The sequence below is a fragment of the Thalassobacillus sp. CUG 92003 genome, assembly GCF_013618635.1.
GTDB lineage: Bacteria > Bacillota > Bacilli > Bacillales > Halobacillaceae > CUG-92003.
On sequence record NZ_JABLSJ010000005.1, the window covers coordinates 50,460 to 75,401 of the forward strand.

A 24,942-nucleotide genomic window follows, 5' to 3' on the forward strand; every position below is an offset into this window, starting at 1 on the left:
AAGAATGTCGAATCCAACTCGTAATTATAAGAATATAGTATTCGCTGTTTATAGAAGTTCCACCAATTTTGAGAACCCCTATATAGTTCTAGCAAACAATTTTCACCATTGCAAGGCTTTTTTACATACTCGAACTAGACAACAACAGCGACCTCCCACTTACAGAAGGCAATATGCTCATTGTTAGCTTAAACCTTATCACTTATACAGAACATCGCCGACGCAATGTATAGAAAGAAAACAACAGGAAAAGGGTAACTTGACCAGAGGTTCAAGTCACCCTTTGTTCGGCAGCCCTTGTCCATTACAAAGCAGAGCTTTTCGCTTATTCAAATTCCAATAATAAATCTCCCACAAAAATCGCATCATTATTCTTCACATAAATATCTTTGATTTGGCCGTCAAACGGAGCTTGAACGGTTGTTTCCATTTTCATTGCTTCCGTAATCATAATATGATCACCTTTGTTCACTTTTTCGCCTTTTTCTGCGATCACGTTAACGACAGTACCCGGCATACTGGCTGCAATATGCTTGTCGTTTGATTTGTCCGCCTTAGGACGTTCTTCTGTAATAGCTTTGATGCTTTGGTCTTTAATGACAACTTCCCGTGGTTGACCGTTCAATTCAAAATATACGGTCCTCATCCCATTCGGTTGAGCTTCTCCAATCGATATCAATTTAACAATTAACGTCTTCCCTTGTTCGATTTCCACTTCAATCTCTTCACCCAGTCTCATGCCGTAAAAAAAGGTAGGGGTATCAAGCACTGACATGTCCCCATATTGATCAAAGAACTTATTGTAGTCCATAAACACCTTTGGGTATAACGCATAGCTGATCAAATCAAAGCTTGTGACCTGTCTTCCGAGAGAGTGGAACAATTTTTCTTTCAAAGCTGTAAAGTCAATCGGATCGAGTAGCTCTCCCGGTCTGGTTTCAATCGGCTCTCTTCCTTTGAGAACAATCTGTTGTAATTGTGATGGGAAACCTTGATACGGTTGTCCTAAATAACCTTGGAAGAATTCCACGACACTATCCGGAAATGCAAGCGAATCGCCTTTATCATATACATCATCGACTGTTAAATCATTTTGAACCATAAATAGCGCCATGTCTCCTACCACTTTTGAAGAAGGGGTAACCTTGACTACATCACCAAACATATCATTCACCCGGCGATACATCAGCTTAACGTCATCCCATCTATCTTCCAGACCAACTGCTCTAGCTTGCTGTTGTAAATTACTGTACTGTCCTCCCGGCATTTCATGGTGATACACTTCAGTATGAGGGGCCATCATGCCGCTCTCGAAATCACTATAATATTTGCGGATATCCTCCCAATAATGTCCCAGTTGTTCATAGGCCGTAATATCAAGATCAGGCTTCCGGTCACTCCCTTCTAGAGCGTAATAGAGCGTGTTCGCACTCGGTTGCGATGTAAGCCCGGCCATCGAGCCCGTTGCTACATCGACAGCATCCACTCCAGCTTCTACAGCGCGGGCGTAAGTATAGATACCATTGCCGCTCGTATCATGTGTATGAAGATGGATCGGGATATCAATTGTATCTTTTAACGTGGAAATTAATTGATAGGCAGCTTCAGGCTTCAATAAACCAGCCATATCTTTGATCCCAAGGATATGGGCGCCTGCTTCCTGCAATTCATTGGCTACTTTTTTATAATATTCCAAATCATATTTCGGCCGTGAAGCATCCAAAATATCGCCCGTATAACAAACAGAAGCTTCCGCAACTTTATTGTTTTCCCGGACAGCGTTTATAGTCAATTTCATGCCTTCCACCCAGTTCAAACTGTCAAATATACGGAAGACATCAATGCCTGCATTAGCACTCTTTTCCACAAATTCACGGATCAGGTTATCGGGATAATTTTTGTATCCGACAGCATTTGAAGCTCGAAGGAGCATTTGAAATAGCACGTTCGGCATTTTTTCTCTTAAATTCAACAAACGCTGCCAGGGGTCTTCTTGAAGAAAACGATACGACACATCATACGTCGCCCCGCCCCACATCTCTACTGAAAATAAATGGGGTAAAAGACGAGCAGTCGGTTCGGCGATATTTTCCAGATCCTTGCTTCGAACCCTTGTGGCCAGCAGGGATTGATGAGCATCACGGAACGTCGTATCTGTCAACAAGACTTCATTTTGGGATTTCAACCATTCTGCTAACCCTTCTGGCCCTCGCTCGTCCAGCACCTGTTTAGAACCCGGCTTTATTGAGTCCCCGTATTTTACCTCAGGCATTCTAGGCTTATAGAACGCGGGCTTCTTCTTATTGCCAATGCCTTCGAACCCGTTAACGGTTCGTTCGGCGATATAAGTGAGCATTTTTGTTCCACGATCTTTCCTTTTTGGAAAGACGAATAATTCCGGCGAACCATCGATGAACGTAGTGTTATACTCACCTGAAAGGAATTTCTTATGCTGAATAACATTCTCCAGGAAAGGAATGTTCGTTTTGATTCCTCTAATCCGGAATTCTTTCAAATTCCGGACCATCTTGTGAGCGGCTTGTTCAAAGCTCAAAGCCCACGTAGATACTTTAACTAATAACGAGTCATAGTAAGGCGAAATGACGGCCCCTTGAAACCCGTTCCCGGCATCTAAGCGGACACCGAATCCACCGCCTGAACGGTATGCCATGATTTTCCCGGTATCAGGCATGAAGTTATTTAAAGGATCTTCGGTGGTCACGCGCGACTGAATCGCATAACCGTGTGTATGTATATGGTCTTGCAGCGGAATACCGATTTGTGATTCATGTAAATTATATCCTTCCGCCACTAGGATTTGAGTTTGAACAATATCAAACCCTGTAATCATCTCGGTAATCGTGTGTTCCACTTGGACCCTTGGATTTACTTCAATAAAATAAAATTCTTCTCCCGTTACAAGGAATTCGACGGTTCCAGCGTTTACGTATGACACATTGTTCATAAGCTGCACCGCCGCATCACACATTTCCTCACGCAGTTTAACGGACAAAGCAACACTCGGTGCAATTTCGACTACCTTTTGATGCCTTCTTTGGACGGAACAATCTCGCTCATATAAATGGACAATGTTGCCATCAAAATCTCCCATGACTTGAACTTCAATATGTTTAGGTTCTTCAATCAGTTTCTCAACATAAACGTCCTCGCTGCCAAAAGCCGCCTTAGCTTCGGACCGCGCCCGTTCATAACCTTCATCAACATTTTCTTTACTGCGGACAATTCTCATGCCTCGACCGCCACCGCCCATAGCTGCTTTGATCATCAGCGGATAGCCGTGTTGGTCCCCGAACGAGCGTACTTCCTCCACCCCCGAAACAGGTCCATCAGTTCCTGGAATAACAGGGATGTTCGCCTGTACAGCTTGATCACGAGCCTTTACCTTATCCCCGAACATATCCAGGTGGCTGCTTGTCGGACCGATAAACACAATCCCTTCTTCTTCACAACGCTTGGCAAAGTGAATATTTTCGGAAAGAAAGCCATAACCTGGATGAATAGCATCTACTTCAACGCTTTTAGCAATTTCAATGATCCCTTCAATGTCTAAATAAGCATCAATGGGTTTTTTCCCTTCACCAACAAGGTAGGCTTCATCCGCCTTATAACGGTGGAATGAACCATTGTCTTCCTGGGAATAAATTGCTACTGTGCGTATATTGAGTTCAGTGCAGGCACGAAATACTCTAATGGCTATTTCCCCACGATTAGCGACTAGAACTTTACCGATTTGATTTAATTCTGCCATACTCTCTCTCCTTCTCTATTTCTCTGTACTTGATTAAACGAGTGAGAAGAGGGCTGTTTTTCCCGCGTCTTCTGCTCCTCTTTCACATGGACACTTCTAGCAATGTTATTAAGAATTCCCATGGAGGTCATCAATATAATTAACGACGAACCCCCATAACTGACAAAAGGCAAAGTGACTCCGGTAATTGGGAGCATCCCGCTCATAGCCCCCAAATTGATAAACGATTGGATCGCGATCATACTTGAAATACCAAGGGCGAGTAATGACCCGAAGGCATTATCACATTGTTTTGATATAAATAAACCGCGGAGAACAATCGTCGAAAGCAATCCAATGACAATCGCCACACCTAAAAAACCCAGCTCTTCAGCTATTACGGCCATAATAAAATCAGTATGCGGTTCAGGAAGATACCCTAATTTTTGCACACTATGACCTAACCCTTCGCCGGTCAACCCCCCAGTACCTATTGCAACATAGGATTGAATCAGGTGATAACCGCTATCATCCGGGGCGTTAAAGGGCTGGAACGCACCCGAGAAACGTGACAACCGCTCATCGGTCACCAATTGTGTAGCTGATAGTACGAGGACGGATACCGTAATCGAAACAAGTACGATAATATGACGCAGTCGAATTCCTGAACTGGTCACCACCATGCTTGCAATAAACCCTATAATCGCAGCTGTCCCGATATCTGGTTGTAAAACGATCATTCCTAATATAAGACTTGTCAAAATTAAAGGTGGGACGACAGCTTGCGAAAAGTTCTCGATATATTTCTGTTTTCGGGCATAGACCGACGCTAAGTATATGATCAGCCCCAACTTCACAAACTCTGCAGGTTGAAAGTTCATAAATCCGAGGTCATACCATGACTGGGCATTGTTGACTTCTATACCAAACACAAACAGACCAGCTAATGAAAGGAGCATCAAGAGTACAATCAATTTCGTCAGCCTTTGTAAATGGCGATAGGGAATAATCGCAAACAAAACCATAGAAAAAAGGCCAAGTCCTCCCCATAAAAACTGCTTATGGAGAAAATGGTCACTGGGAAGGTCCAGAGCCACAGGGGCATAAACCATACTCGCGCTATAAATCATAACAGTTCCGAAAGCAAGTAATGCTAGCGGCGTGAAGAATAGGGTAAAATCAAATGTTTTTATTTTTTGTAACATAGCGGTCCATCCTTTTATGTATTGTTCGCTTCGTGCTTGTTTTTTTCCTGCAATATGACATAAAAAAAGATTGTGTCATATTCATGTTCAATTATATCATTCGGATGAGCCTTGTGATTTAATAGTACAAAAAAACTCAAATTACAACACTTGCTGTCGCAATTTGAGCTTGTTTTATGTTTACGATTTTTGTGCTGCTTCATGCAACACATTAAGCTGCTGTTCAAGATTGTCCAATAAGCGCTTCCCCTCATCTTCTGTGATAAGGTCAAGGCGAACTGCAAAATGTATTTCCCGAGACAATCCGAACATTTGTGTATCTAGCACCTCTTCGTACAAAGGGCATTGCGGCATCGTCAGGTTCTCCATTTGAACCTTTATTAATTTCAGGATTTTATCTGCGTCAGCCTTTAGAAGGGCGTAGGCTTTTTCGCGATGATCCACAGCCAAGTCAGACAACATTAATAAATCCCCTCCATTTACAGACTTTCTTTCTACAATATTATCGTTTAGTAAGAAAAAATGCAACAAATGAATGGGTTTTTTTACTTTAAAATATTGATAAATCATACCGGTTAGACATCATTTCTAGCAACTTCAATCCCACTACGCTGTTCCCTTTTTCGTCAAGAGCGGGCCCATATACAGCGATGCCCCCAAACTTATTCAAAGACCCCACGACCGCTCCGGATACGCCGCTCTTGGCGGGTATTCCGACTTTGATTGCAAAAGCTCCGGATGCGTCATACATACCGCACGTCACCATGAATGTCTTACATATTCGTGCGAAATGTTTAGAAATGATTTGTCTGTTCGAATCAAGATCACGGCCTTCATTTGCAAACAGCGCTCCGATCCTGGCCAATTGTTTAACATTGACTTCAATCGCACACTGCTTCGTGTAAGCATCAAGGGTTTCTTCCACACTTCCATCCACGACTTGATGCTGCTTCATATAGTAAAGGAGAGCGCGGTTTAAGAAGGCGGTTTCAAATTCTGAAGAAGCCACCTCTTCACTGTGACGGATGCTATGATCATCCGTCATCTCATGAATGAAACTCAATAATCTTCCTACTTTCTCATCGGGTGTGACCCCGTGAATCATATTTGTCACAGCTAATGCTCCGGCATTGATCATTGGATTAAGCGGCTTAGAAGGATTATGTTGTTCCAAGCGATAGATCGAATGGAAGGGATCCCCACTTGGTTCCATCCCGACGCGCTCAAATACATAATCTTCCCCGTTGTCCATTAAAGCCAAAGCGAGTGCGATAACCTTCGAAATGCTTTGCAACGTGAAACAATCCTCATCACGACCCTCACTGACAGTGGTACCGTCATGATAGTGTATGGCGACCGCCAAATCTTCAGGATGTTTCTTTGCCAAAGCAGGAATATAGTCAGCAACGTGACCGTCGTGTGCAAAGGGGCGAACAATTTCCAGCCATTCCGTTAAAACTTCTTTGGAGATCTTATCTGACATTTTCAACTGCCTCCTAATGAAATCGCCTGTGTTTTCTGCTATTCTAAAAAGGTGATATACCTAAAATTAAAGGTGGTTGATAACATGATTATCCAAATAGAAGGGAACGTAAAATATCCGATCACGCTTGATCCTACGGTATGGATCTTTGATGATAGAAAGCGCTCCTTCCAGGAAGTGTTCGAGCCTGAATTAGCTGAAGCAGAAGCTGAACAGGAAGATGAAGTAACCAAGCGATCTAAACGATGGAATCGCGAGGTCTATCAACAGAAGCTGAATCCTCCTGTTAATAAAAGTATTTCCCGTTTTGAAAAAGAAAAAATCCTAAAAGGGACATTCCTCATGCCTTTATCTCCCTTCATTCAGACGAGTGAACCTGACAGAAATGCTCAAACAGCAACGCTAATTACTGAAAATGGGGAGTACGAGCTTCCTGCTGATGACTTGAAACAGGCGCTCCTCCTTTTTTCTGAAGAAGGAAAACCTTTGAAGGATAAAGGACCCGTCCACCTTTATTTTGAAGACGGATCCAATCGAGAGAGCCCGATTAAAGGCATCACGAAAATCATCTTTTCTTGAATTCGGCTGCTCACAATTCCGCCAACCTAAACGGTTGGCTTTTTTCTTGTATAGTTTGTGCCAAATCGCTCACCCTAATAAAAAAAGCAGGTGAACGATTCAATGAAACCTATCTTAATCAGTTTAATGGTGACAGGGATTGTCTTGATAAGCGGCTGTCAAACAAACGATGAGGAAAACTTATTAGAGGACCGCAAGGATGATGGATACGTCTACGTAGATGACAGCACCCCTGAAAACCAGACTAAAGATATCAATTCCCAAGAAGCTGCAAGACATTTAGCTAAATTAGCCTCCGGAGTCAAAGGCGTTCATGACGCAACAGCAGTCGTATTAGGCGGTTTCGTGGTAGTGGGGATAGATGTTGATAAAGATGTTGACCGAGGCAAAGTAGGGGTCACTAAATACTCTGTTGCTGAAGCTTTAAAACATGATCCATATGGAAAACAAGCCGTCGTCGTTGCTGATGCAGATGGCACAGAACGCATAAAAAGAGTACGCGAAAAAGCATCAGAGGGCCACCCTATACAAGCATTGACCGACGAACTAAGCGATATAGTAGGTAGATACATGCCTGAAGGACCGGCACCGGAAAATCAAGCAGACACCCCTGATTCCAATAAAGGGGAAATGTCAGATAAAGAAAAGAATGAATTGGAAGAAATCGAAAAGAAACAATCCAAAGAAGATTAAAAAAACAGCTAAATCCTGTTCAGGATTTAGCTGTTTGGTTTTCCCGGTTACTTCGTTCGAGTATTTCACGTTCTTTCTCTGTCAGTTCATTATAATATTGCACGCCAAACTGAGAACCTTCATATACCATCTTTGAATTTTCATGCTGATCTAACTCCGGTTTGCCTGCTTCTTCTATGGGCATATCCTCATGATCAGGCTGTGTCCAGTTATCCTGTAAACGTTTCGCCTTCTCTTTAAGCTGATTTCGACGTTCTTCATCTTTAAGGACATAAGCGACTGTACCACCAGCTACAGCGCCTACTGCTGAAAATATCCAACGCTTTCTCACACAATCACCCTTTCTATTTCTTCTACATTACCCTACCCCTTCGTTTAAAGTTTCAAACACCAATTTTACGTGCAACATACTCCATAAGCCTGGGGTTACTGCTTGTTCGACCCAAATATGATATAATTTAAACAAATCAGATAGAATAAATGAGGTGACTGACTTATGAGAGTGAAGTGCGTACTTTGTGATGAAGTCAATCAAATTGATAGCTATTGTTTGCAAGCGAAGCGCCTGCGAAATCGCCGCATTCACACGTATATGTGCCAAAGCTGCCATGACAGAATTGAGAAAAAAACCCATGAACGTTTAAATACAGGCAATTTTCGTTTCAATCGCGAGCGTAAAAGAGAGCATCACTTGTTATAACATTAAACTATATTCAACAAGCGGGTCGAACTTATGTAAAGAGTTCGACCCGCTTGTTATTTTACTCACTATTCATAATTGGGGTAATGCTCCGGATTCTCCTTCATCTGGTTCACGAAGAGCTCCACCGTTTCCCGCGGAAACCGGTACGAGTTGTGATGACCATTAATGACGCACGTCACTTCATAATAGTCTGGCTGGTGTAACACATTGAGCTCGTCCACATGATGATCTTCAATTAAAACCTGGTGGAATAAAGAGGCTGTGTCCGCAGCCGAACGATCCGTCGGGCGATGATCGGAAACGATCTTAATCGTCAGCCAATTGTAGATTGCATCTTGAAGCGTTCCCATGCCTTTCCCCCCTCTCTTATTTACGTTCTTCTTTCCCTTCCCCCTCTTTCTTTATATAGTCTATACCTGTAAATACCAAGAATGACAGATGAAACAAATAAACTCTCGGCAATTGGAAGGTTCAACCCTAATATCAGCGTTAAAATAAATGTCCCGATAATGAGGACACCATATACTACCGCTGCTTTCAATGGAGGCAGCTTTCTGGAAAAACCAAGCTTATATGTAATAATCGCGAGAATGACGATTGTGATATAGAGAAGGAAAAATCCTCGAAAAAGCATGCCTACCTCACTTTCATCATTCAAGTTGACCTCATCCCCCAACCCTTGAAAAAATAAATCAGCTACTGGCCATAAGTCACTTGGTACAGTCACGATGTTACCTTCGTTCATGATGATCCCCCTTGTCACGCGTTCATTTATTCTTATATCATACTAGACAATAACATGATGAGCCAATATGTATCCTCATCAGTCATCATTTCAAAGTATACCGATATCAGCTATACTGAACAAGAGAATGAAACAGAGGTGAACGCTATGGAAAAATTTCAATGGAACAAAGTCATTCTTGCAACTCTTGCTATTATCTGTTTTATCTCAGTAGGATTTGCATTAGGTGAGGATAAACGATGGCTCGCTCTATTTTTCTTATTACTTGGTTTTGCAACGATGGGCTATGGCTTCAGTTTAAAAAGAAAAAATAAATAATACATTCAAGTCCAAACTTTTTGCAGCTAATCGTTTTATTTCGTGAATAGGCGCCTTTCCATCTGGCTGAACTGCACAAGTGGAGGGCGCTTTTTTACATGCTGTTATTGGCGCTTTGATAAAGAATCGCTCCCTCTAAAACGACGACGGACAAAAAATGGCTGCCGGAATTTACCCGACAGCCTGTATAAGAGGTACATCCACATTTAATCATTTGAAATGGATATACGTATCGATAATTTCCTGATGAATAGCACTTTGGCTTGTTAAAACTGTGTTTTTCTCCAACATGTTCAAAGGCTTACCGTCCCCGGTGGTCGTCTTGCCGCCTACCTCATCTACAAGAATAATACCCGCTGCAATATCCCAAGGCATTAAACTCATCGTTAAATAACCATCGACCATCCCTTCAGCTACGTACGCAAATTCAAGAGCAGCTGAACCATATGAACGTGTGCCCCTCACCTTTTGAACTAACTGCTGCATCGCTTCATGGTGAATAAGACGATTTGGCGTGGCCCAGAACGCATTCATGGCTAGAATGGATTTCTCTAGATCGCCTCCACTTTTTAGAGCAGGAAGGCGGGTGCCATTCTTATAAGCCCCTTGCGTTTTCATCCCTACATACAAATCATCTTCCATAACATTATAAATTAAGCCAAGCTCTCCTATGCCATCTTCATAGATTCCAATCGAAATCGTGAAATTGCACTTTTGATGAACGAAATTCATCGTCCCATCAATCGGGTCCACGAACCATAGAACTCCTGCTAAAGACGCAATTTCATCACCAAAACCCTCTTCACCAAACACGTAGTGATCAGGATAGCGGCTTCTGATCTTTTCAGTAAAGAATTGCTCTGTCTGCTCATCCAAATCGGTGACCAGATCCTTTGCATCCGATTTTGTCGTGACTTGCCTCGGTTGATCGATTGATTCGCGAATGTGTGCTCCCGCTTCTAGAATCCATTGTTTAGCTTGCGCTAGCATCTGTTCTCTCTCTTGATTATTCATAAAACGTACCCCTTCTTTACGAGTTCATCCTTTATAGTATCAAAAATTCGTTGTTAACGCTTGCCAAGAAGATGAAAAACGAGCAACAATCGCAGTTGCCCGCTTTCTTAAGACCATTCCAATAATTGCTCACGAAGTTCTGATAATCTCTGTTTACTTGCCTCAATCGCTTCCTGATCTTCTGCTTTTATTGCATCAAATAACGTAACGAGTTCATAATCGATTTCAAGTTTCAATACCGGGAGCTTTTCTTCAGCTTCTCTCCGTTTTAAAGCCTCCATGACATGTTTCACGCCCTTCTCCCCTTTCACACTTTGTATATTTATATGTGAGTGCTGCTGTTAACGTTTGTTATTTTGTTACCTTTTATATAACCTTTCTCCCCTTGATTCAAACCCTGCAGAACAGAATATTTAGCTTGATAAATGAGATATGATACACTTTTGTAAAAGTCTTTGTTAACCGTTTGTTGTTTGAAATTTTTCCATTGGGCTGCGGAGAAAGACACGCATTTCCTCCCCGTATGGAGACGCTTAAGAAACTGAAACGACGCGATTTAACAGAACCTTGTAAAAAGTGAGGAGTTAGATGTCATGACCCGATTCGAAGGCTTCAACCAACAAGATTTTAATGTGTTCAACCTAGAGGGATTAGAGGAGCGGATGGAAGCCATCCAAAATCAGATTCAACCAAAATTCCAGGCTATAGGGGAAACACTGTCCTCAGACCTTTCCGCAATGGCTAATAATGAATTGTATGTTCATATTGCCAAACATGCTCGCCGCTCTGTCAATCCTCCTGATGATACGTGGTTAGCAATCGCCCATGATAAGCGCGGCTACAAAAAACACCCACATTTCCAGGTGGGTCTGTTTGATGACCATGTATTCTTATGGCTTGCTTTCATATATGAAATGCCGAACAAAAGTGAGGTGGCTAAAGCATTTCTTGCTGATAAAGACACCATCACAGCCGATATGCCTGATGATTTTGTCGTTTCTCTTGACCATACTACCAAAGCTGCCACAAACATTAAGGATGCTGATTTAGAATCATCCCTTCTGCGGTTTCGCGATGTTAAAAAAGGCGAGTTTTTATTGGGGCGCCAGATCCCCTCAGATGATCCCGTTTTAAAAGATGGTGAGGCATTCCTGCAATACGCTAAAGAAACTTTTGAATACCTATTCCCATGGTATCGTAAAGCATTTTTATAAGGTTCTGTTAAAGTTTGTTGTTGATATTTGATATGGATATTTATCTCGAAACGGAGTCTTTCGCGAAAGACTCCGTTTCGAGATAACTGGTGTTCGTTGCCGTATTAAGCGTCAGGGGTGGTTGGGAAGCTACTCGCTTTCCTGTGGGGATGGCGGCAAGCCTTCTCGGACTTCGTCCTGTGGGGTCTTGCCTACTTCCTTCTCCGCTAATTAATTGGGTATTTGCCTTCTGGATAGAATCCCTGCCGTATTTTACCTATCCAGCTGCGGCGTCTAGCGGCTAGTGAGACTTCCCTCGCTTCTGTACGATAAGTCAACATCGAATCACGTCGTTCTTCGTGTTTCCTTTATCTCCTCCAGCTCAGTCCAGTCCATACGCCGCTGATCAAGACGCCTCCGCTTTCAGGTGGGAGTCTCGCAGCTTCCCAACCACCCCATTCGATATATAAAAGAAACGAACCCCTACCCCAGAAAGATTGTCTTCCACGATTTCTGTTTTATAAACGTAAAGCGCTTTATAGCAAGCTTTCATACTCAGAGTGGATGCCGTGGATGTTTATATTCCTGCGCGTTCCTTGCGTATAAAAAGCTGCTTATTGCGAAAGTGATTTCGAGAAACATATAAGGCAAGGGTCGTTGGGGAAGGGTGAGACTCCCGCGGGAGAAGGAGCTAGGCGAGACCCCGCAAGGCTTGCCTGAGGAGGCTCGCCAGTTCCCCCGTAGGAAAGCTAATCCTTCCCCAACGGCCCTAAACCCAAACAAACATCTCGAAACTAAGCTTCCACAATAGTGGGGCTTTAGTTGAATTAGCCCAATATATATAAAATGAAGAACTCCCATGAAATTGGAAGTTCTTTTGTTAGTAATATCAACACTAAACTTTACAGAGCCTTTTATAAAAATAACCTGTAATAAAAGAATGAATCGCTGTATATTCATCCCTTCCATTTAACAGGACCTACAAGAAAAAAAAACCCAGAGCCCTCGCAGGCAACTGGGATTTTTTCATATATACATAATTGGCTCTTAAAGTTTTATTTTTTGGCCATCTTCGGATGCTCTGGCCTTTTTGACCGCATGATAGCACGAGTATCCGGATTCTTTCTCAAATTGACCGCACAATGTTTTTTCTTCACTTTTAGAAGGGACGATTTGCTTGAACCTTGAGTAAGCAAGCAACAGCTCTTCCCTATTTACAGAACTCTCATAAGCTTGTTCAACTAAAGAATAAAAGTTGATGACGTCGATAATCTCCTGCTTATTCCAGTACACTTCGTCGATCGGATACGTGTAATTCATCTTATCACCCCTTTTTACTGCTGCCACTTTTTAGTTATGTCTGACGCTTCTTGATCGATACGCGCAAACAATTCACTCACAGACGGCACATCATTTATTCGGCCAGTAATTTGTCCAGCCCATCCGAAACCTGCTTCCGGATGGCCATCATAAATATATTTTTTATTTGCGCTTCCACTAATATACGTTTTTAATCCTTCATATCCCGGAGCATCTTTCTCAAGGGCTATGATTTGTTCAGTCCAGTTATTTGTCAGTGCCCGGGCAGGTGCCTGCAAAGAACGCTTTATGACAGTTGTGGCCTTTTCATCTGCGTCTAACAATGCTTGTTTATAGGTTTGATGGGCGTGAACACATTCCTTCGTTGCAATGAACCTCGTCCCCATCTCAACGCCCTCTGCCCCGAGAGCAAGAGCTGCCATCAACCCGCGGCCATCTCCCACGCCTCCAGAAGCTATGACAGGTATATCAACCGCATCAACTACTTGCGGTGTGAGCACAAAAGTCCCTACATCATCTCGCCCGATATGACCTCCGCCTTCTTGGCCTACCACCATGACCGCATCAGCACCTAGTTCTTCAGCCTTTTCAGCCTGCCTTCTTGCTGCCACCAGTACTAACGTTTTTATACCCGTGCCTCGGACACTATCAAGCACAGGCTTTGGATTGCCACCGGTCACTGATATGACGGGGACCTTTTCTTTAACGGCAATCTCCACCATATGGTCGAACTTCCTGCCGTGTTGCCCAATGGCGAAATTGACCCCGAATGGCCGATCGGTTAATTGTCTGACCTGCTTTATTTCAGTTTCAAGCTGGTCAGGACCATCCATGCTCATCGCAGTGATTTGGCCAAGTCCGCCTGCATTTGAAACAGCTGAGGCGAGTTCTGAATAAGCTAAATAGGCAAGACCGCCTTGAATGATCGGATATGTAATATTCAATAATTCTGTTACACGTGTGTTGAAATGCATACACTTCAGCTCCCTCATCATTATTTGTATTTATTTTACCATGAATCCTGCTGATCATAATAACTAGCCAGTTATTCTCCCGTTTGCTATAATTCAAATGCTTAAGATACTGAATAGAATGAGGTGTTAAATTTGGATCAACATCGTACGCCGCTGTTTACAGGGGTGCTGGAACATACCTCAAAGCAACCGCTCCAATTTCATATTCCCGGGCATAAACAAGGCAAGGGAATGGACGAAGAATTCAAGACATTTATCGGGGAGAGCGCACTTTCGATTGATTTAATAAATATAGAACCCTTAGATGATCTTCACAACCCCCGAGGAATCTTGAAAGAAGCACAGGAGTTAGCAGCTGATGCCTTTGGGGCTGATTTCACATTCTTCTCTGTGCAAGGAACAAGCGGGGCGATTATGACTATGGTTCTTAGTGTTTGCTGCCCGGGGGATAAGATAGTTGTTCCCCGCAATGTTCATAAGTCTGTAACCTCAGCTATCATCTTTGCGGGGGCCACCCCCATTTTCATTCATCCTGAGCTTGATCATCAACATGGTATCTCCCATGGCATTACGCCAGAAGCAGTTGCAAACGCCTGTGAAGCTCACCCTGATGCAAAAGCTGTACTCGTCATCAACCCAACCTATTTCGGCATCGCAGCAGATTTAAAACAAATCGTAACCATTGCCCATCAATATGCGATTCCTGTCCTTGTTGATGAAGCTCACGGCGTTCATATCCATTTTCACGAAGATTTACCTCTTTCAGCTATGCAAGCGGGAGCAGACATGGCAGCAACAAGCGTCCATAAACTTGGGGGTTCTCTTACCCAAAGCTCAGTCTTAAATTTAAACGAAGGACTCGTTAACCGAGAGCGCGTGCAATCCGTTATTTCGATGATTACGACCACGTCTACCTCATACTTGCTTCTTTCTTCATTGGACACAGCAAGACGGCAGTTAGCCCTTGAAGGAAGAGCGCAAATCGGACACACCATTCATATGGCCGACCATGCTCGCAAGGAGATCAACCGTATCCCTCGCCTATTTTGCGCAGGCAGCGAAATATTGAGTAACGGAGCTACGTTCGATTGGGACCCAACCAAATTAATCATCTCAGTCAAAGAACTTGGCATTTCCGGACACGATGCAGAACTCTGGTTAAGACACCATCATCGTATTGAAGTAGAACTATCCGATTTATATAATATCCTGTGTTTGATCACGCCGGCCGACAGAGAATCAGACGTCAAACGCTTGATTCACGCCTTAAAAGAAATGGAGGAGAAGCACTCTCCGGAAACGTGTGTATACAACATGGCTGTCGAGGTGCCTGAGATTCCTGTCTTAGCGCTCACCCCACGGGATGCTTTTTATGCTGATACGGAAATTGTCGGTTATCACCAAGCCATCGGAAGAATAAGCGCCGAGTTCATCATGATATACCCACCAGGCATCCCCGTTTTTTTACCGGGCGAAATTATTACTCAGGAGAATCTTGATTATATCGATAAAAACTTAGCTGCCGGTCTCCCTGTTCAAGGTCCAGAGGATGAATCGTTACAAACCTTACGTGTCATCAAAGAACACCGGGCTTTTCAATAAGATCAACCCCCAGTAAACCAAAAAGGTCTGACCCGATTTCCTGGAACACTCGCAGGAATCCGGGTCAGACCTTTATTTGAATTCACCTTACTATTTATTTTTTTCGGAATCGCAAGTCGGGCATTTACTGTAAAGAGTCGACACTTTTTCATTTTCGTAATGTTCAATTACTCTTTGGCAATCCTGGCATACAATGGTCCCCATACTTTTCCAACTCCCTTGTAATTAATGTAATCGCTTTCGATATACCTTTATTTTAATGTGTCACATTAGAAAAATCAACCCCAATTAGTATGACACAATCAAAAATATGTTATTTTAGATGTATGCGAGACTTCTTATATCATTCTTAATAACAAGTCTATGCTTTCCATTGACGAATATAATCCTGATAAGGAGGTGGCACGGCCGTGGAGAAACAAGCTGTATTATATGTTAATAAGAGTAAAATAGAAGATTCTCTTGAGGTGACACTTCAACGTTTGCTGCAGGACTATGAGTCAGTTAAAAAGAAAACCGGGGACCAACTAGGATGGGCTTTTGAACATCGAGCATTCCCTTATACGATTGAACGTATATCGCATGACGATCACGAAGGACTGCTCTTACAAGGGAAAAATAAAGATTACCATCAGATCGAGCTCGTTACATCAACTCCTTCCACTCAGCAACCGCTTGTCTACATTAATTTGCATGAGAAGGCCACGCACGGAGATTTATCAAAGGCAATCGAATTAGCAAAATTTATTGCCGAAAGAATCTGTTCGAAACTCCAATTATTTAATGGCAGAGTGATGACGTATCAACCCGTTAAAAAATGAAAGAGGTTGGAACAAAACGAAACAAAACACAAAAATCCCGAACGATTTCAGCGAAACGTTCGGAATTTTTGTGTTTTGTGTTTAGGGAGGTGTTCCATGACCGCTCTGTCAAAACACGCCGCTTTCCACGGGCACGGCCTATGCTTCCTCGAAAAGCAACGGACGCTTTTCTGAGGAATCTTCGGCTCGCGCTGTTCCCATAGTCTACGTGTTTTGTACGCTCATGAACATCACCTCTGATTCACTTATGTCTTCATCTCTTTTATTCTTCAGATTGGCCTGGAACACGGATTGTATCTGGATCAATCAAGCCATACCCTTTTTCTTTAAGGCCTTTGATAATATCGTCTAAGGCGTTGGCTGTCCACTCACGATCATGCATGAGCAAATTGGCGCCATTATTAAGCAATGAGGTATTCACCATAATATCCGCAAGATCGGATGCGTTGGTATATTTTTCGTTCCAATCGTATCCATAGGTCCAATTCATTACCAACATTCCCTCTTCCTTGGCCAATTGCTTAGAGTAATCAGTGTTCTGCCCAAACGGCGCCCGGAAGAAATCAGGTCGCTCGCCGATGATTTTTTCTATCTTGTCATTAAGACCCACTATTTCCTCGCTTTGTTCTTTTTTAGATAAATCAGGTAATGAAGCATGAGTGTTCGTGTGATTTCCTATGGGAAAGCCCATGTCATGAATCTGTTTTAACTTTTTCTTATCTTCATCACTGTCGATGAAATGACCATTGACAAAAAATATGGCAGGTGCTTTTTGTTTTTTTAATATTTTCGCCATTTCTACCGCATACTGATCGGGTGCATCATCAATTGTCAGCAACACTACCTTGCTTTCCGCATCGTTAATTGGTTCAAAATTCCAAGCGTCTGTCAGTTTATACATCGGTGAGTCAGGTTTTTGGTCTGCTTCATCATCTTCTGATTCTGATGCTTCCTCTGACTCTTCTTCTTCTTTTTCTTTTTCTTGTGTTTCGTCTTCTTTACCTGACTCTGTCTCTTCGTTGGTTATTTCTTGAGACGCTTCTTCTTGTTCAGGTTCTTCTGTGTTATTGTTGCCTGAAGTTTCCTGTTGTCCGCAAGCAGCCAGCAAAAGAAGCGTCGTCACCAATACAATCAATCGTTTCATTACATTGCCCCCATTTGTTATGTATTTCCATTCATCATTATAGTAACTTTTTCGACGGATTTCACTATTAATTTGATTTGATTTATACTATAATGTGAAATCGTGACTTAACGACTAGGAGTGAACAGGTTTCTTATGCTGAATTCTCTTAAGCACTTCAAATTTTTTGGTGGTCGCACACTAAAAACGGGTGTATCCGTATTTATTACGGCTCTTATTTGCGGGTATTTTAATTTACCTGTTATATTTGCAGTCATAACAGCTATTGTGACGATTGAACATACAGCTGCTGACTCAATTAAAAAAGCCTTTGTTCGTTTTCCTGCCTCAGTTATTGGTGCTCTGTTGGCCACCTTTTGCTATGGAATGTTCGGGAAAGGGGCATTGACGTTTGCGTTAGCCGCCACTCTAACGATTGCGATTTGTCACAAATTAAAGCTGGATGATGGAATCTTAGTTGCTACAATAACCGCTATTGCTATGATTCCCGATTTTCAAGATCACTATGTTGTTTCATTCTTTTCTCGTTTGGGTACTACATCTATTGGAATCATAATTTCGACAATAGTCAACTTTTTCCTGTTGCCTCCTGACTATTCAGACCAGATTTACAAAAATATTAATGAATTGTATAATCAGGCCGCTGATTTATTAGACCAGATCATTGCAGAAGTAAGTAATCCATCAAAAATCAGCAAAAGGGGAATTCAGCGTTACTACCGTCAATTAACTGCAAAATTAGAAAAAACATACCAGCTTTCTCAATTTCAGCGGGAAGAATGGAAGTACCACAAACATACGAAAGACGAGATGAAAGCATTCCAATTTGCCCAGAAAAAATTAGAAGCTTTTCAGCAAATTATTTACCACTTAGGAAATATGCAGTATGTTGACGTACAAAAAGGGGATTTTAAAGAACATGAAGTCATTTTACTGAAAGAAATACAAAGTTCATTTCAAATGGTTTTAAAAGACCCAACCCACTCCATATCTGAGAACCAATTTGCCAAAATCCAGGAATTAGACGAACTATTTTGGAAGTGGAAGGAAGAACATGTGGAAGAAACGACAAAATATCGTCACCACCTCCCTTCACAAACCATTTTATTGTATGAGCTGCTTTGTATGCACGATGTTCTTGAAGAGCTAGAACGAATGTCCAAATCAAGATACCAAACAGTATATCAGTGCTACATTCAATAAAAGCCCAGTTTATATGCCGCACTATTGCTGCTAACATGTGATTAATTATACAGAAAGGATGATGATAGTGAAGCAAGTAACTAAGGTATTTTATATATCAGTAGTCGTAGCATTTCTATTCATAATTTGGGGTGTCATTCCAGAAGATACCTTACCTACTTGGAACTTAAGCAATGTGACGGGTCAAGTTCAATCGTTTCTAACTGAAAAATTTGGCTGGTTCTATCTCTTATCAGCTACTGGATTTTTAGGATTCGCCATTTTCCTTGTTTTTTCCAAATACGGGAACATTAAATTAGGTAAACCGGATGATGAACCGGAATACCCATACATTACGTGGTTTGCCATGCTATTTAGTGCAGGTATGGGTATCGGGCTCGTTTTCTGGGGAACCGCGGAACCCATTCAACACTTCCATTCCCCGCCATTTGGTGACTCCACAACTGATGAAGCGGCGAAAGTAGCAATGCGGTACAGTTTTTTCCATTGGGGCTTACACCCTTGGGCCATTTACGCTGTTATCGCTTTGGCACTGGCCTATTTCAAATTCCGTAAAAATGCACCAGGTGTGGTAAGTGCTGCCTTGACGCCTCTGATTGGTGAAGAACGTGTGAAGGGGCCAATTGGAACAGGAATTGATTTCATTGCAGTCTTCGCTACAATTTTTGGTGTTGCTACTTCCTTAGGACTGGGCGCCTTACAAATTTCAGGCGGCCTCGCATTTATTGTTCCTGGGCTTGACGATTCCTTCCTTCTTCAATTAAGTATCATTGGAATTGTGACTGTATTATTTATGATTTCAGCCATGACAGGCTTGAATAAAGGGATCAAATATCTGAGTAATACAAATATCGTGCTGGCAATAGGCTTGATGTTGTTCTTGCTCTTTGCTGGTCCGACAAATTTCATTATGGACTTGTTCACAACTACATTCGGTTCTTATGTTGGTAACTTACCTGACATGAGTTTCCGTTTAACGCCGTTCTCTGACGATAGTTCCTGGGTACAAGGTTGGACTATTTTCTACTGGGCCTGGTGGATTTCCTGGGCGCCATTTGTCGGAACATTTATTGCCCGTGTTTCTAAGGGCCGTACTATCCGCGAATTCATTTTGGGCGTATTGCTCGTCCCTACCATTTTCGGAGGTCTTTGGTTCTCGGTATTCGGTGGAACAGCCATCAGTCTAGAATATTTTGATGGTGTCGATATATTCAGCGATGTCAATAATATCGGTGAAGAAGTAGCGCTATTTTCGATGCTGCAGCATGTACCATTAGGGATTATCATGTCCATTATCGGCTTGACACTGATCAGTACCTTCTTTATCACGTCTGCTGACTCCGCAACCTTTGTGCTTGGTATGCAAACAACAGGCGGCAGTCTTAACCCAAGAAATCAGGTTAAATTTGTTTGGGGGATTATTCAGGCGGGTACTGCATCCGTACTCCTATGGCAAGGTGGTTTAGGAGCGTTACAAACCGCGGCGATCATATCAGCCTTTCCATTTACGTTTATCATGATTGCCATGTGTTTCTCGCTTTATAAAGCCTTCAAAGACGAGTCAAAAACCATCAATTTAAAAAAGAAACGCAATTAACAGACTAAATTTCGGTTGAAAAATATGAATCATAGTCTGCTTCACAAGAGACCAAATCGCATATGCGACTTGGTCTCTTTTTTAATGTTTTTTACGAATAGCTTTCTTCTCTATATTACAAATTGAATAAAAGATAACAACTATATTAACCAACACTACACTCTTTTTGCATTGTATTAACAGTTATTTAACATCGGCCATCAGCGCTGATGTCTCTGTTAGACTTTGGGTAACGAAAACGTCGGAAAGGATGAACAGGTGATGACCAGAGCCCTTATTCCGGTATTAATCTTGTCATTAATCTTACCGGGTTGTTTAGCAGAGCAAAAAGAAGTTGATGTCATCAGTTTTCATCCCTCGGGTTATGAGGTTAAAGTTTATACGCCAAAAGAAAACAAAAAGGAAGGTAAAGAGTACTTAAATGCGTTGGTAGAATGGAAAAACAAATCTAATCAATCAGACCCAGTTAAATTGATCCAAAAGACGTCATATACGAACAATCTCCCCAAGACCGTGCAAGATTACCCAGCAATGCTCATTCAAAAAAATGGCGAAACCATAGAGCTGATTTCAGGTAAAACAACCCGACATGACATATTAGAACAAATCCAACACCATATGGAGCAATCCTAATCCCTCGATCGCAAACAAAGCTATGCAATGACTGGACTGAGCTGGAGGAGATAAAGGAAACACGAAGAACAGCGGGATTTGATGTTGACTTAATAGATCATTTTCGTAATTAAAATAATGCCATTTATAGTTATCAAATTAGAGCTAATATAAAAAGCACCGTAATATAAGCTTCATATTACGGTGCTTTTTATTATTTTATGATAGTCGCTTCTCTTCTTACTTGGTAATGTGAATAGGCGTACCCATTGCGACCTCTGCAGCTTCCATCGTGATCTCTCCTAGAGTCGGATGAGCATGGATGGTTAAAGCAAGATCTTCTGCCGTCATGCCTGTTTCAATCGCTAATCCTAACTCGGCAATCATATCACTTGCATTAGGGCCCGCTATCTGAGCTCCAATGACAAGCCCATCATCTTTTCGAGTGATCAATTTCATGAAACCGTCGCTGTCATTTAGCGATAAAGCTCGGCCGTTAGCTCCGAACGGGAACTTAGAAGCGTTGACTTCATAACCTGCATCTTTTGCACCCTGTTCAGAGTAACCAACAGAGGCCAACTCAGGATCAGAAAAGACGACCTCAGGGATGCCGAGATAATCGATGACTGATTTCTCCCCTGCAATGACCTCTGCTGCCACTTTTCCTTCATAGGACGCTTTATGCGCAAGAGGAGGACCAGGGATAATGTCACCGATCGCATAAAGGGAATCAACATTTGTTTTGCATTGCTCGTCTACTTGAATGACACCTTTATCATCCATCTCAACACCGAGTTCTTCTAAACCTATTTCATCGGTGTTCGCACGGCGTCCCACTGTAACTAGCACGTAATCAGCTTCAATGGTTTTCTCTTCACCTTTCACTTCATACGTGACGGTCACGCCGTCTTTCGTTTCTTCAACACCTTGCGCCATCGCATTGGTAATGACTTCTACACCATGTTTCTTCAAGCGGCGCTTCACCAGGGTGGTCATCTGTTTTTCAAAGCTGCCAAGAATATCTTTTGTACCTTCCAAAATCGTTACTTCCGTATCAAAATTAGCATAAGCTTGCCCTAACTCGGTACCGATATAACCGCCACCGATGACAACCATCTTCTTAGGAACCTCTTCTAAGGCAAGAGCTCCTGTGGAATCAATTACGCGATCAGAGTATTTGAAATTAGGCAATTCGATCGGCCGGGAGCCAGTAGCTATAATACAATTATTGAACGTGTAAGTCTGAGAATTTTTATCATCCATAATCCGTACAGTGTTCTTATCGACGAAATAAACTTCGCCTTTGACAATATCGACACTATTACCCTTGAGAAGTCCTTCGACACCGCCAGTCAATTTTTCAACGACAGATCCTTTCCATTTTTGCACCTTGGAAAAGTCAACGGTGGTATTCTCAGAGGTGATGCCCATATCTTCGGCACCTTTAGCGTGTTCAAATCGGTGGCCTGCTTGAATAAGGGCTTTAGAAGGAACACAGCCGACATTCAAGCATACACCGCCTAAATTGCCTTTATCTACAATCGTTACATTTTGTCCGGTTTGTGCGGCACGGATTGCGGCTACGTAGCCGCCTGGCCCGGCACCAACTACTAACGTATCAAGTTCAATTGGAAAATCTCCTACTACCATACTTTACGCCTCCATCATAATTAGTTGTGGATCGTTCAGTAAACGCTTGATGTTATTCATAGCATGCTGAGCGGTGGCACCGTCAATTATTCGATGATCAAAGCTTAGCGAAATAGCTAGTACAGGTGCTACAACCACTTCCCCATCTTGTACTACTGGTTTTTCACCAATGCGACCAATACCGAGGATAGCAACTTCCGGTTGATTGATCACCGGTGTGAACCATTGACCGCCGGCAGAACCGATGTTTGTAATCGTTGTGGATCCGCCTTTCATCTCATCAGAAGAGAGCTTTCCGTCTCTTGCTTTCACAGCCAGTTCATTAATTTCACTGGAAATCGTAAAGATTGATTTGCGGTCCGCTTCTTTTACTACGGGTACAAGCAGTCCTTTGTCGGTGTCAGCCGCAATACCAATATTATAATAATGTTTCTGGATGATTTCATCCTTTTCATTGTCCACAGCTGTATTCAACACTGGATATTTTTTCAGTGTAGATACGAGTGCTTTAACGACATATGGCAAATAAGTCAGTTTAATATCTTGTTCAGCTGCAACGCCTTTGAATTTCTTGCGATGGGCGACAAGCTCCGTAACGTCCACTTCATCCATAAGTGTTACGTGAGGAGAGGTTTGCTTGGAGTTCACCATCGCTTTAGCAATTGCTTTGCGGATGCCGCTCATTTTCTCACGTGTTTCAGGGAACAGTTCGCCAGAAGCAGGCTGCTTCGCTTCTGATGTTTCTTCTGCGGCAGATGTTGCTTCTTCACTTGATTCAGCATCAGTCGCTGGAGCCTGACCACCTTCTAGATACTGGTCCACGTCTTCTTTTTGAATACGACCATTTTTTCCAGATCCAGTAACTTTTCGAATATCCACCTCGTGATCTCGAGCATACTTCCGTACGGATGGCATAGCGATGACGCGTTTGTCTTCATCTACATCCTGATCAGCCGATTCTTCCTGAGGTGCAGTGTCCTCTTTCGACTCTGCGGGTTGTTTTTCTTCTTTATCCTCTGATTTCGTTTCTTCTTCTTTCGCAGCAGATTCTTCACTGGAACTTTCTTCGGATCCACCTTCATCTTCATAACCTTCAGCGTCGATCGAAATGATAACGTCACCAACGATCGCAGTCTCACCTTCATCCACATGAACTTCTTTAATTGTACCCTCGACGGGGGAAGGGATTTCTACCACTGCTTTATCGTTTTGAACCTCGCACATGACGTCGTCTTCTTTGATCTCTTCGCCGGCTTTGACGAACCATTTTGCAATTTCGCCTTCATGGATACCTTCACCGATATCCGGCAGCTTAAATTCGTAGGCCACGGGTATTACCTCCTATTATAAGTAAGTTCATTTAGAAGTTGATGACATTGTTCACTTTTTCGACAATGTCATTATGGTTCGGCAACCATACTTCTTCTGCTTGGGAAAATGGATAAACTGTATCAGGTGCTGTGACACGAAGCACGGGTGCTTCAAGATGAAGGATAGCTTTTTCTTGAATTTCAGCTACGACACTGCTGGCAATTCCTGCTACCTTCTGTGCCTCTTGAATCATGACGGCACGGTTGGTCTTTTTAACGGATTCTACGATTATATCGTAGTCTACAGGACTAATCGTACGTAGATCGATCACTTCAGCACTAATGCCGTTTTCTTCTAATTCTTCAGCTGCCTTAAGGGCCGAGTGGACCATCGCGCCATATGCAATCAAGGTCACGTCATTGCCTTCTCGTTTTACATCAGCTTTGTCCAACTCCACGGTATAGTCCTCTTCAGGAACTTCCCCTTTAAATGAACGATATAACTTCATGTGTTCCATAAACAATACAGGATCGTTATTTCGGATTGACTGAATCAACAATCCTTTTGCGTCATATGGAGTGGAAGGAATGACCACTCTGATGCCCGGTTGGGCGGTCATAAGGCCTTCTAAACTATCAGCATGAAGTTCAGGTGTGTGTACGCCGCCACCAAACGGTGTACGGATGGTAATCGGCATTTGCTGAGTTCCGCCTGAACGATAACGAAGCCGCGACATTTGCCCGTTCACAGCATCCATAGCTTCATAAATGAACCCGATAAACTGAATTTCCGGGACGGGGCGGAATCCTTGCAGGGCAAGGCCGATGGAAAGGCCGCCAATCCCCGACTCAGCTAAAGGTGTGTCGAATACTCGGTCTTCACCATACTCATCCTGCAAGCCTTCAGTCGCACGGAACACTCCGCCATTTTGACCGACGTCTTCGCCGAAGATCAGCACATTTTCATCATTTTTTAATTCCGTACGCATTGCATCCGTGATGGCTTGAATCATTGTCATTTGTGCCAT

Annotated in this window: 26 protein-coding genes; 10 read left to right on the forward strand and 16 right to left on the reverse strand. The window is 42.6% G+C overall.

Features of this window, described 5'->3' with window-relative positions; genetic code table 11:
- Positions 1–325: 325 nt before the first annotated feature.
- The 4 genes from pyc to glsA all read right to left on the reverse strand — a co-directional run bounded on the left by pyc (position 326) and on the right by glsA (position 6,436).
- Positions 326–3,769: a pyruvate carboxylase gene (pyc, locus tag HOP45_RS09015; RefSeq protein ID WP_181348953.1), complete on the reverse strand. Its 3,444-nt coding sequence runs from the start codon at positions 3,767–3,769 to the stop codon at positions 326–328.
- Complete coding sequence (gene ftsW / locus HOP45_RS09020; protein ID WP_181348954.1) at positions 3,757–4,953, reverse strand: putative lipid II flippase FtsW; 1,197 nt, start codon at positions 4,951–4,953, stop codon at positions 3,757–3,759. Before ftsW ends, pyc begins: the two co-directional genes overlap by 13 nt.
- A 180-nt stretch (positions 4,954–5,133) precedes the next feature.
- Complete coding sequence (locus HOP45_RS09025) at positions 5,134–5,412, reverse strand: Fpa/YlaN family protein (RefSeq protein WP_181349197.1); 279 nt, start codon at positions 5,410–5,412, stop codon at positions 5,134–5,136.
- 91 nt (positions 5,413–5,503) lie between these two features.
- Complete coding sequence (gene glsA / locus HOP45_RS09030) at positions 5,504–6,436, reverse strand: glutaminase A (RefSeq protein WP_181348955.1); 933 nt, start codon at positions 6,434–6,436, stop codon at positions 5,504–5,506.
- 84 nt (positions 6,437–6,520) lie between these two features.
- Between glsA and HOP45_RS09035 the strand changes: the two genes are divergently transcribed.
- A complete protein-coding gene (locus HOP45_RS09035) occupies positions 6,521–7,015 on the forward strand; it encodes a hypothetical protein (protein ID WP_181348956.1) in 495 nt (164 codons plus the stop codon).
- A gap of 102 nt (positions 7,016–7,117) precedes the next feature.
- Entirely contained in the window at positions 7,118–7,708 is a 591-nt protein-coding gene (locus HOP45_RS09040) for a YhcN/YlaJ family sporulation lipoprotein (protein WP_181348957.1), read from the forward strand.
- 19 nt (positions 7,709–7,727) lie between these two features.
- Here the strand turns inward: HOP45_RS09040 and HOP45_RS09045 are convergent, their stop codons facing one another.
- A complete protein-coding gene (locus HOP45_RS09045) occupies positions 7,728–8,039 on the reverse strand; it encodes an IS1 family transposase (protein WP_181348958.1) in 312 nt (103 codons plus the stop codon).
- A gap of 165 nt (positions 8,040–8,204) precedes the next feature.
- Here HOP45_RS09045 and HOP45_RS09050 point away from each other — a divergent pair, with 165 nt between their 5' ends.
- Positions 8,205–8,408, forward strand: a complete 204-nt coding sequence (locus HOP45_RS09050; RefSeq protein WP_181348959.1) for a YlaI family protein — start codon at positions 8,205–8,207, stop codon at positions 8,406–8,408.
- A 68-nt stretch (positions 8,409–8,476) separates the two neighbouring features.
- On the opposite strand, the gene HOP45_RS09055 is transcribed toward HOP45_RS09050, so the two are convergent.
- Both HOP45_RS09055 and HOP45_RS09060 read right to left on the reverse strand, forming a co-directional pair.
- Complete coding sequence (locus tag HOP45_RS09055) at positions 8,477–8,761, reverse strand: hypothetical protein (protein ID WP_181348960.1); 285 nt, start codon at positions 8,759–8,761, stop codon at positions 8,477–8,479.
- Positions 8,762–8,781: 20 nt separating this feature from the next.
- Positions 8,782–9,156, reverse strand: coding sequence for a YlaH-like family protein (locus tag HOP45_RS09060; protein WP_181348961.1), 375 nt, complete (start codon positions 9,154–9,156; stop codon positions 8,782–8,784).
- Between the two features lie 57 nt (positions 9,157–9,213).
- Here HOP45_RS09060 and HOP45_RS09065 point away from each other — a divergent pair, with 57 nt between their 5' ends.
- The gene (locus tag HOP45_RS09065; RefSeq protein WP_255437566.1) at positions 9,214–9,474 is read left to right on the forward strand and encodes a DUF5325 family protein; all 261 of its coding nucleotides are present in this window, start codon (positions 9,214–9,216) and stop codon (positions 9,472–9,474) included.
- 210 nt (positions 9,475–9,684) lie between these two features.
- Here the strand turns inward: HOP45_RS09065 and HOP45_RS09070 are convergent, their stop codons facing one another.
- Complete coding sequence (locus tag HOP45_RS09070) at positions 9,685–10,488, reverse strand: inositol monophosphatase family protein (protein ID WP_181348962.1); 804 nt, start codon at positions 10,486–10,488, stop codon at positions 9,685–9,687.
- 107 nt (positions 10,489–10,595) lie between these two features.
- Positions 10,596–10,781 carry a hypothetical protein gene (locus tag HOP45_RS09075; protein ID WP_181348963.1) on the reverse strand — a complete coding sequence of 62 codons (186 nt, stop codon included), beginning with the start codon at positions 10,779–10,781 and terminating at the stop codon, positions 10,596–10,598.
- Between the two features lie 300 nt (positions 10,782–11,081).
- Between HOP45_RS09075 and HOP45_RS09080 the strand changes: the two genes are divergently transcribed.
- The gene (locus HOP45_RS09080; RefSeq protein ID WP_181348964.1) at positions 11,082–11,702 is read left to right on the forward strand and encodes a YktB family protein; all 621 of its coding nucleotides are present in this window, start codon (positions 11,082–11,084) and stop codon (positions 11,700–11,702) included.
- A gap of 1,026 nt (positions 11,703–12,728) precedes the next feature.
- Here the strand turns inward: HOP45_RS09080 and HOP45_RS09085 are convergent.
- Complete coding sequence (locus tag HOP45_RS09085; RefSeq protein WP_181348965.1) at positions 12,729–13,001, reverse strand: UPF0223 family protein; 273 nt, start codon at positions 12,999–13,001, stop codon at positions 12,729–12,731.
- A 14-nt stretch (positions 13,002–13,015) separates the two neighbouring features.
- Positions 13,016–13,975, reverse strand: coding sequence for an NAD(P)H-dependent flavin oxidoreductase (locus tag HOP45_RS09090; protein ID WP_181348966.1), 960 nt, complete (start codon positions 13,973–13,975; stop codon positions 13,016–13,018).
- Positions 13,976–14,107: 132 nt separating this feature from the next.
- On the opposite strand from HOP45_RS09090, the gene HOP45_RS09095 reads away from it, so the two are divergent.
- A complete protein-coding gene (locus tag HOP45_RS09095) occupies positions 14,108–15,577 on the forward strand; it encodes an aminotransferase class I/II-fold pyridoxal phosphate-dependent enzyme (protein ID WP_181348967.1) in 1,470 nt (489 codons plus the stop codon).
- A gap of 90 nt (positions 15,578–15,667) precedes the next feature.
- On the opposite strand, the gene HOP45_RS09100 is transcribed toward HOP45_RS09095, so the two are convergent.
- Positions 15,668–15,781, reverse strand: coding sequence for a GapA-binding peptide SR1P (locus HOP45_RS09100; protein ID WP_181348968.1), 114 nt, complete (start codon positions 15,779–15,781; stop codon positions 15,668–15,670).
- 206 nt (positions 15,782–15,987) lie between these two features.
- Here HOP45_RS09100 and HOP45_RS09105 point away from each other — a divergent pair, with 206 nt between their 5' ends.
- A complete protein-coding gene (locus HOP45_RS09105) occupies positions 15,988–16,398 on the forward strand; it encodes a DUF1885 family protein (RefSeq protein ID WP_181348969.1) in 411 nt (136 codons plus the stop codon).
- Positions 16,399–16,660: 262 nt separating this feature from the next.
- On the opposite strand, the gene HOP45_RS09110 is transcribed toward HOP45_RS09105, so the two are convergent.
- On the reverse strand, positions 16,661–17,542 hold the full coding sequence (locus tag HOP45_RS09110) for a polysaccharide deacetylase family protein (RefSeq protein ID WP_181348970.1): 882 nt from the start codon (positions 17,540–17,542) through the stop codon (positions 16,661–16,663).
- Positions 17,543–17,677: 135 nt separating this feature from the next.
- On the opposite strand from HOP45_RS09110, the gene HOP45_RS09115 reads away from it, so the two are divergent.
- The 3 genes from HOP45_RS09115 (at position 17,678) to HOP45_RS09125 (ending at position 20,975) form a co-directional block, all read left to right on the forward strand.
- Complete coding sequence (locus tag HOP45_RS09115) at positions 17,678–18,745, forward strand: FUSC family protein (protein ID WP_181348971.1); 1,068 nt, start codon at positions 17,678–17,680, stop codon at positions 18,743–18,745.
- A gap of 67 nt (positions 18,746–18,812) precedes the next feature.
- Positions 18,813–20,342, forward strand: coding sequence for a glycine betaine uptake BCCT transporter (locus HOP45_RS09120; protein ID WP_181348972.1), 1,530 nt, complete (start codon positions 18,813–18,815; stop codon positions 20,340–20,342).
- 261 nt (positions 20,343–20,603) lie between these two features.
- Complete coding sequence (locus HOP45_RS09125; protein ID WP_181348973.1) at positions 20,604–20,975, forward strand: hypothetical protein; 372 nt, start codon at positions 20,604–20,606, stop codon at positions 20,973–20,975.
- Positions 20,976–21,194: 219 nt separating this feature from the next.
- Here HOP45_RS09125 and lpdA read toward each other — a convergent pair whose 3' ends face one another.
- Genes lpdA through HOP45_RS09140 form a run of 3 tightly spaced genes read right to left on the reverse strand, consistent with a single transcriptional unit; the run spans position 21,195 to position 24,942 of the window.
- On the reverse strand, positions 21,195–22,604 hold the full coding sequence (gene lpdA / locus HOP45_RS09130; RefSeq protein ID WP_181348974.1) for a dihydrolipoyl dehydrogenase: 1,410 nt from the start codon (positions 22,602–22,604) through the stop codon (positions 21,195–21,197).
- A gap of 3 nt (positions 22,605–22,607) precedes the next feature.
- A complete protein-coding gene (locus HOP45_RS09135) occupies positions 22,608–23,933 on the reverse strand; it encodes a dihydrolipoamide acetyltransferase family protein (RefSeq protein ID WP_181348975.1) in 1,326 nt (441 codons plus the stop codon).
- A 31-nt stretch (positions 23,934–23,964) separates the two neighbouring features.
- On the reverse strand, positions 23,965–24,942 hold the full coding sequence (locus HOP45_RS09140; protein WP_181348976.1) for an alpha-ketoacid dehydrogenase subunit beta: 978 nt from the start codon (positions 24,940–24,942) through the stop codon (positions 23,965–23,967).

Bases quoted from the DNA above. Each gene is read 5' to 3' on its own strand.
- pyc (WP_181348953.1), bottom strand. From the start codon at position 3,769: ATGGCAGAATTAAATCAAATCGGTAAAGTTCTAGTCGCTAATCGTGGG.
- ftsW (WP_181348954.1), bottom strand. From the start codon at position 4,953: ATGTTACAAAAAATAAAAACATTTGATTTTACCCTATTCTTCACGCCG.
- glsA (WP_181348955.1), bottom strand. From the start codon at position 6,436: ATGTCAGATAAGATCTCCAAAGAAGTTTTAACGGAATGGCTGGAAATT.
- HOP45_RS09035 (WP_181348956.1), top strand. From the start codon at position 6,521: ATGATTATCCAAATAGAAGGGAACGTAAAATATCCGATCACGCTTGAT.
- HOP45_RS09040 (WP_181348957.1), top strand. From the start codon at position 7,118: ATGAAACCTATCTTAATCAGTTTAATGGTGACAGGGATTGTCTTGATA.
- HOP45_RS09050 (WP_181348959.1), top strand. From the start codon at position 8,205: ATGAGAGTGAAGTGCGTACTTTGTGATGAAGTCAATCAAATTGATAGC.
- HOP45_RS09055 (WP_181348960.1), bottom strand. From the start codon at position 8,761: ATGGGAACGCTTCAAGATGCAATCTACAATTGGCTGACGATTAAGATC.
- HOP45_RS09060 (WP_181348961.1), bottom strand. From the start codon at position 9,156: ATGAACGAAGGTAACATCGTGACTGTACCAAGTGACTTATGGCCAGTA.
- HOP45_RS09065 (WP_255437566.1), top strand. From the start codon at position 9,214: ATGAGCCAATATGTATCCTCATCAGTCATCATTTCAAAGTATACCGAT.
- HOP45_RS09070 (WP_181348962.1), bottom strand. From the start codon at position 10,488: ATGAATAATCAAGAGAGAGAACAGATGCTAGCGCAAGCTAAACAATGG.
- HOP45_RS09080 (WP_181348964.1), top strand. From the start codon at position 11,082: ATGACCCGATTCGAAGGCTTCAACCAACAAGATTTTAATGTGTTCAAC.
- HOP45_RS09085 (WP_181348965.1), bottom strand. From the start codon at position 13,001: ATGAATTACACGTATCCGATCGACGAAGTGTACTGGAATAAGCAGGAG.
- HOP45_RS09090 (WP_181348966.1), bottom strand. From the start codon at position 13,975: ATGCATTTCAACACACGTGTAACAGAATTATTGAATATTACATATCCG.
- HOP45_RS09100 (WP_181348968.1), bottom strand. From the start codon at position 15,781: ATGGGGACCATTGTATGCCAGGATTGCCAAAGAGTAATTGAACATTAC.
- HOP45_RS09110 (WP_181348970.1), bottom strand. From the start codon at position 17,542: ATGAAACGATTGATTGTATTGGTGACGACGCTTCTTTTGCTGGCTGCT.
- HOP45_RS09115 (WP_181348971.1), top strand. From the start codon at position 17,678: ATGCTGAATTCTCTTAAGCACTTCAAATTTTTTGGTGGTCGCACACTA.
- HOP45_RS09125 (WP_181348973.1), top strand. From the start codon at position 20,604: ATGACCAGAGCCCTTATTCCGGTATTAATCTTGTCATTAATCTTACCG.
- lpdA (WP_181348974.1), bottom strand. From the start codon at position 22,604: ATGGTAGTAGGAGATTTTCCAATTGAACTTGATACGTTAGTAGTTGGT.
- HOP45_RS09140 (WP_181348976.1), bottom strand. From the start codon at position 24,942: ATGGCACAAATGACAATGATTCAAGCCATCACGGATGCAATGCGTACG.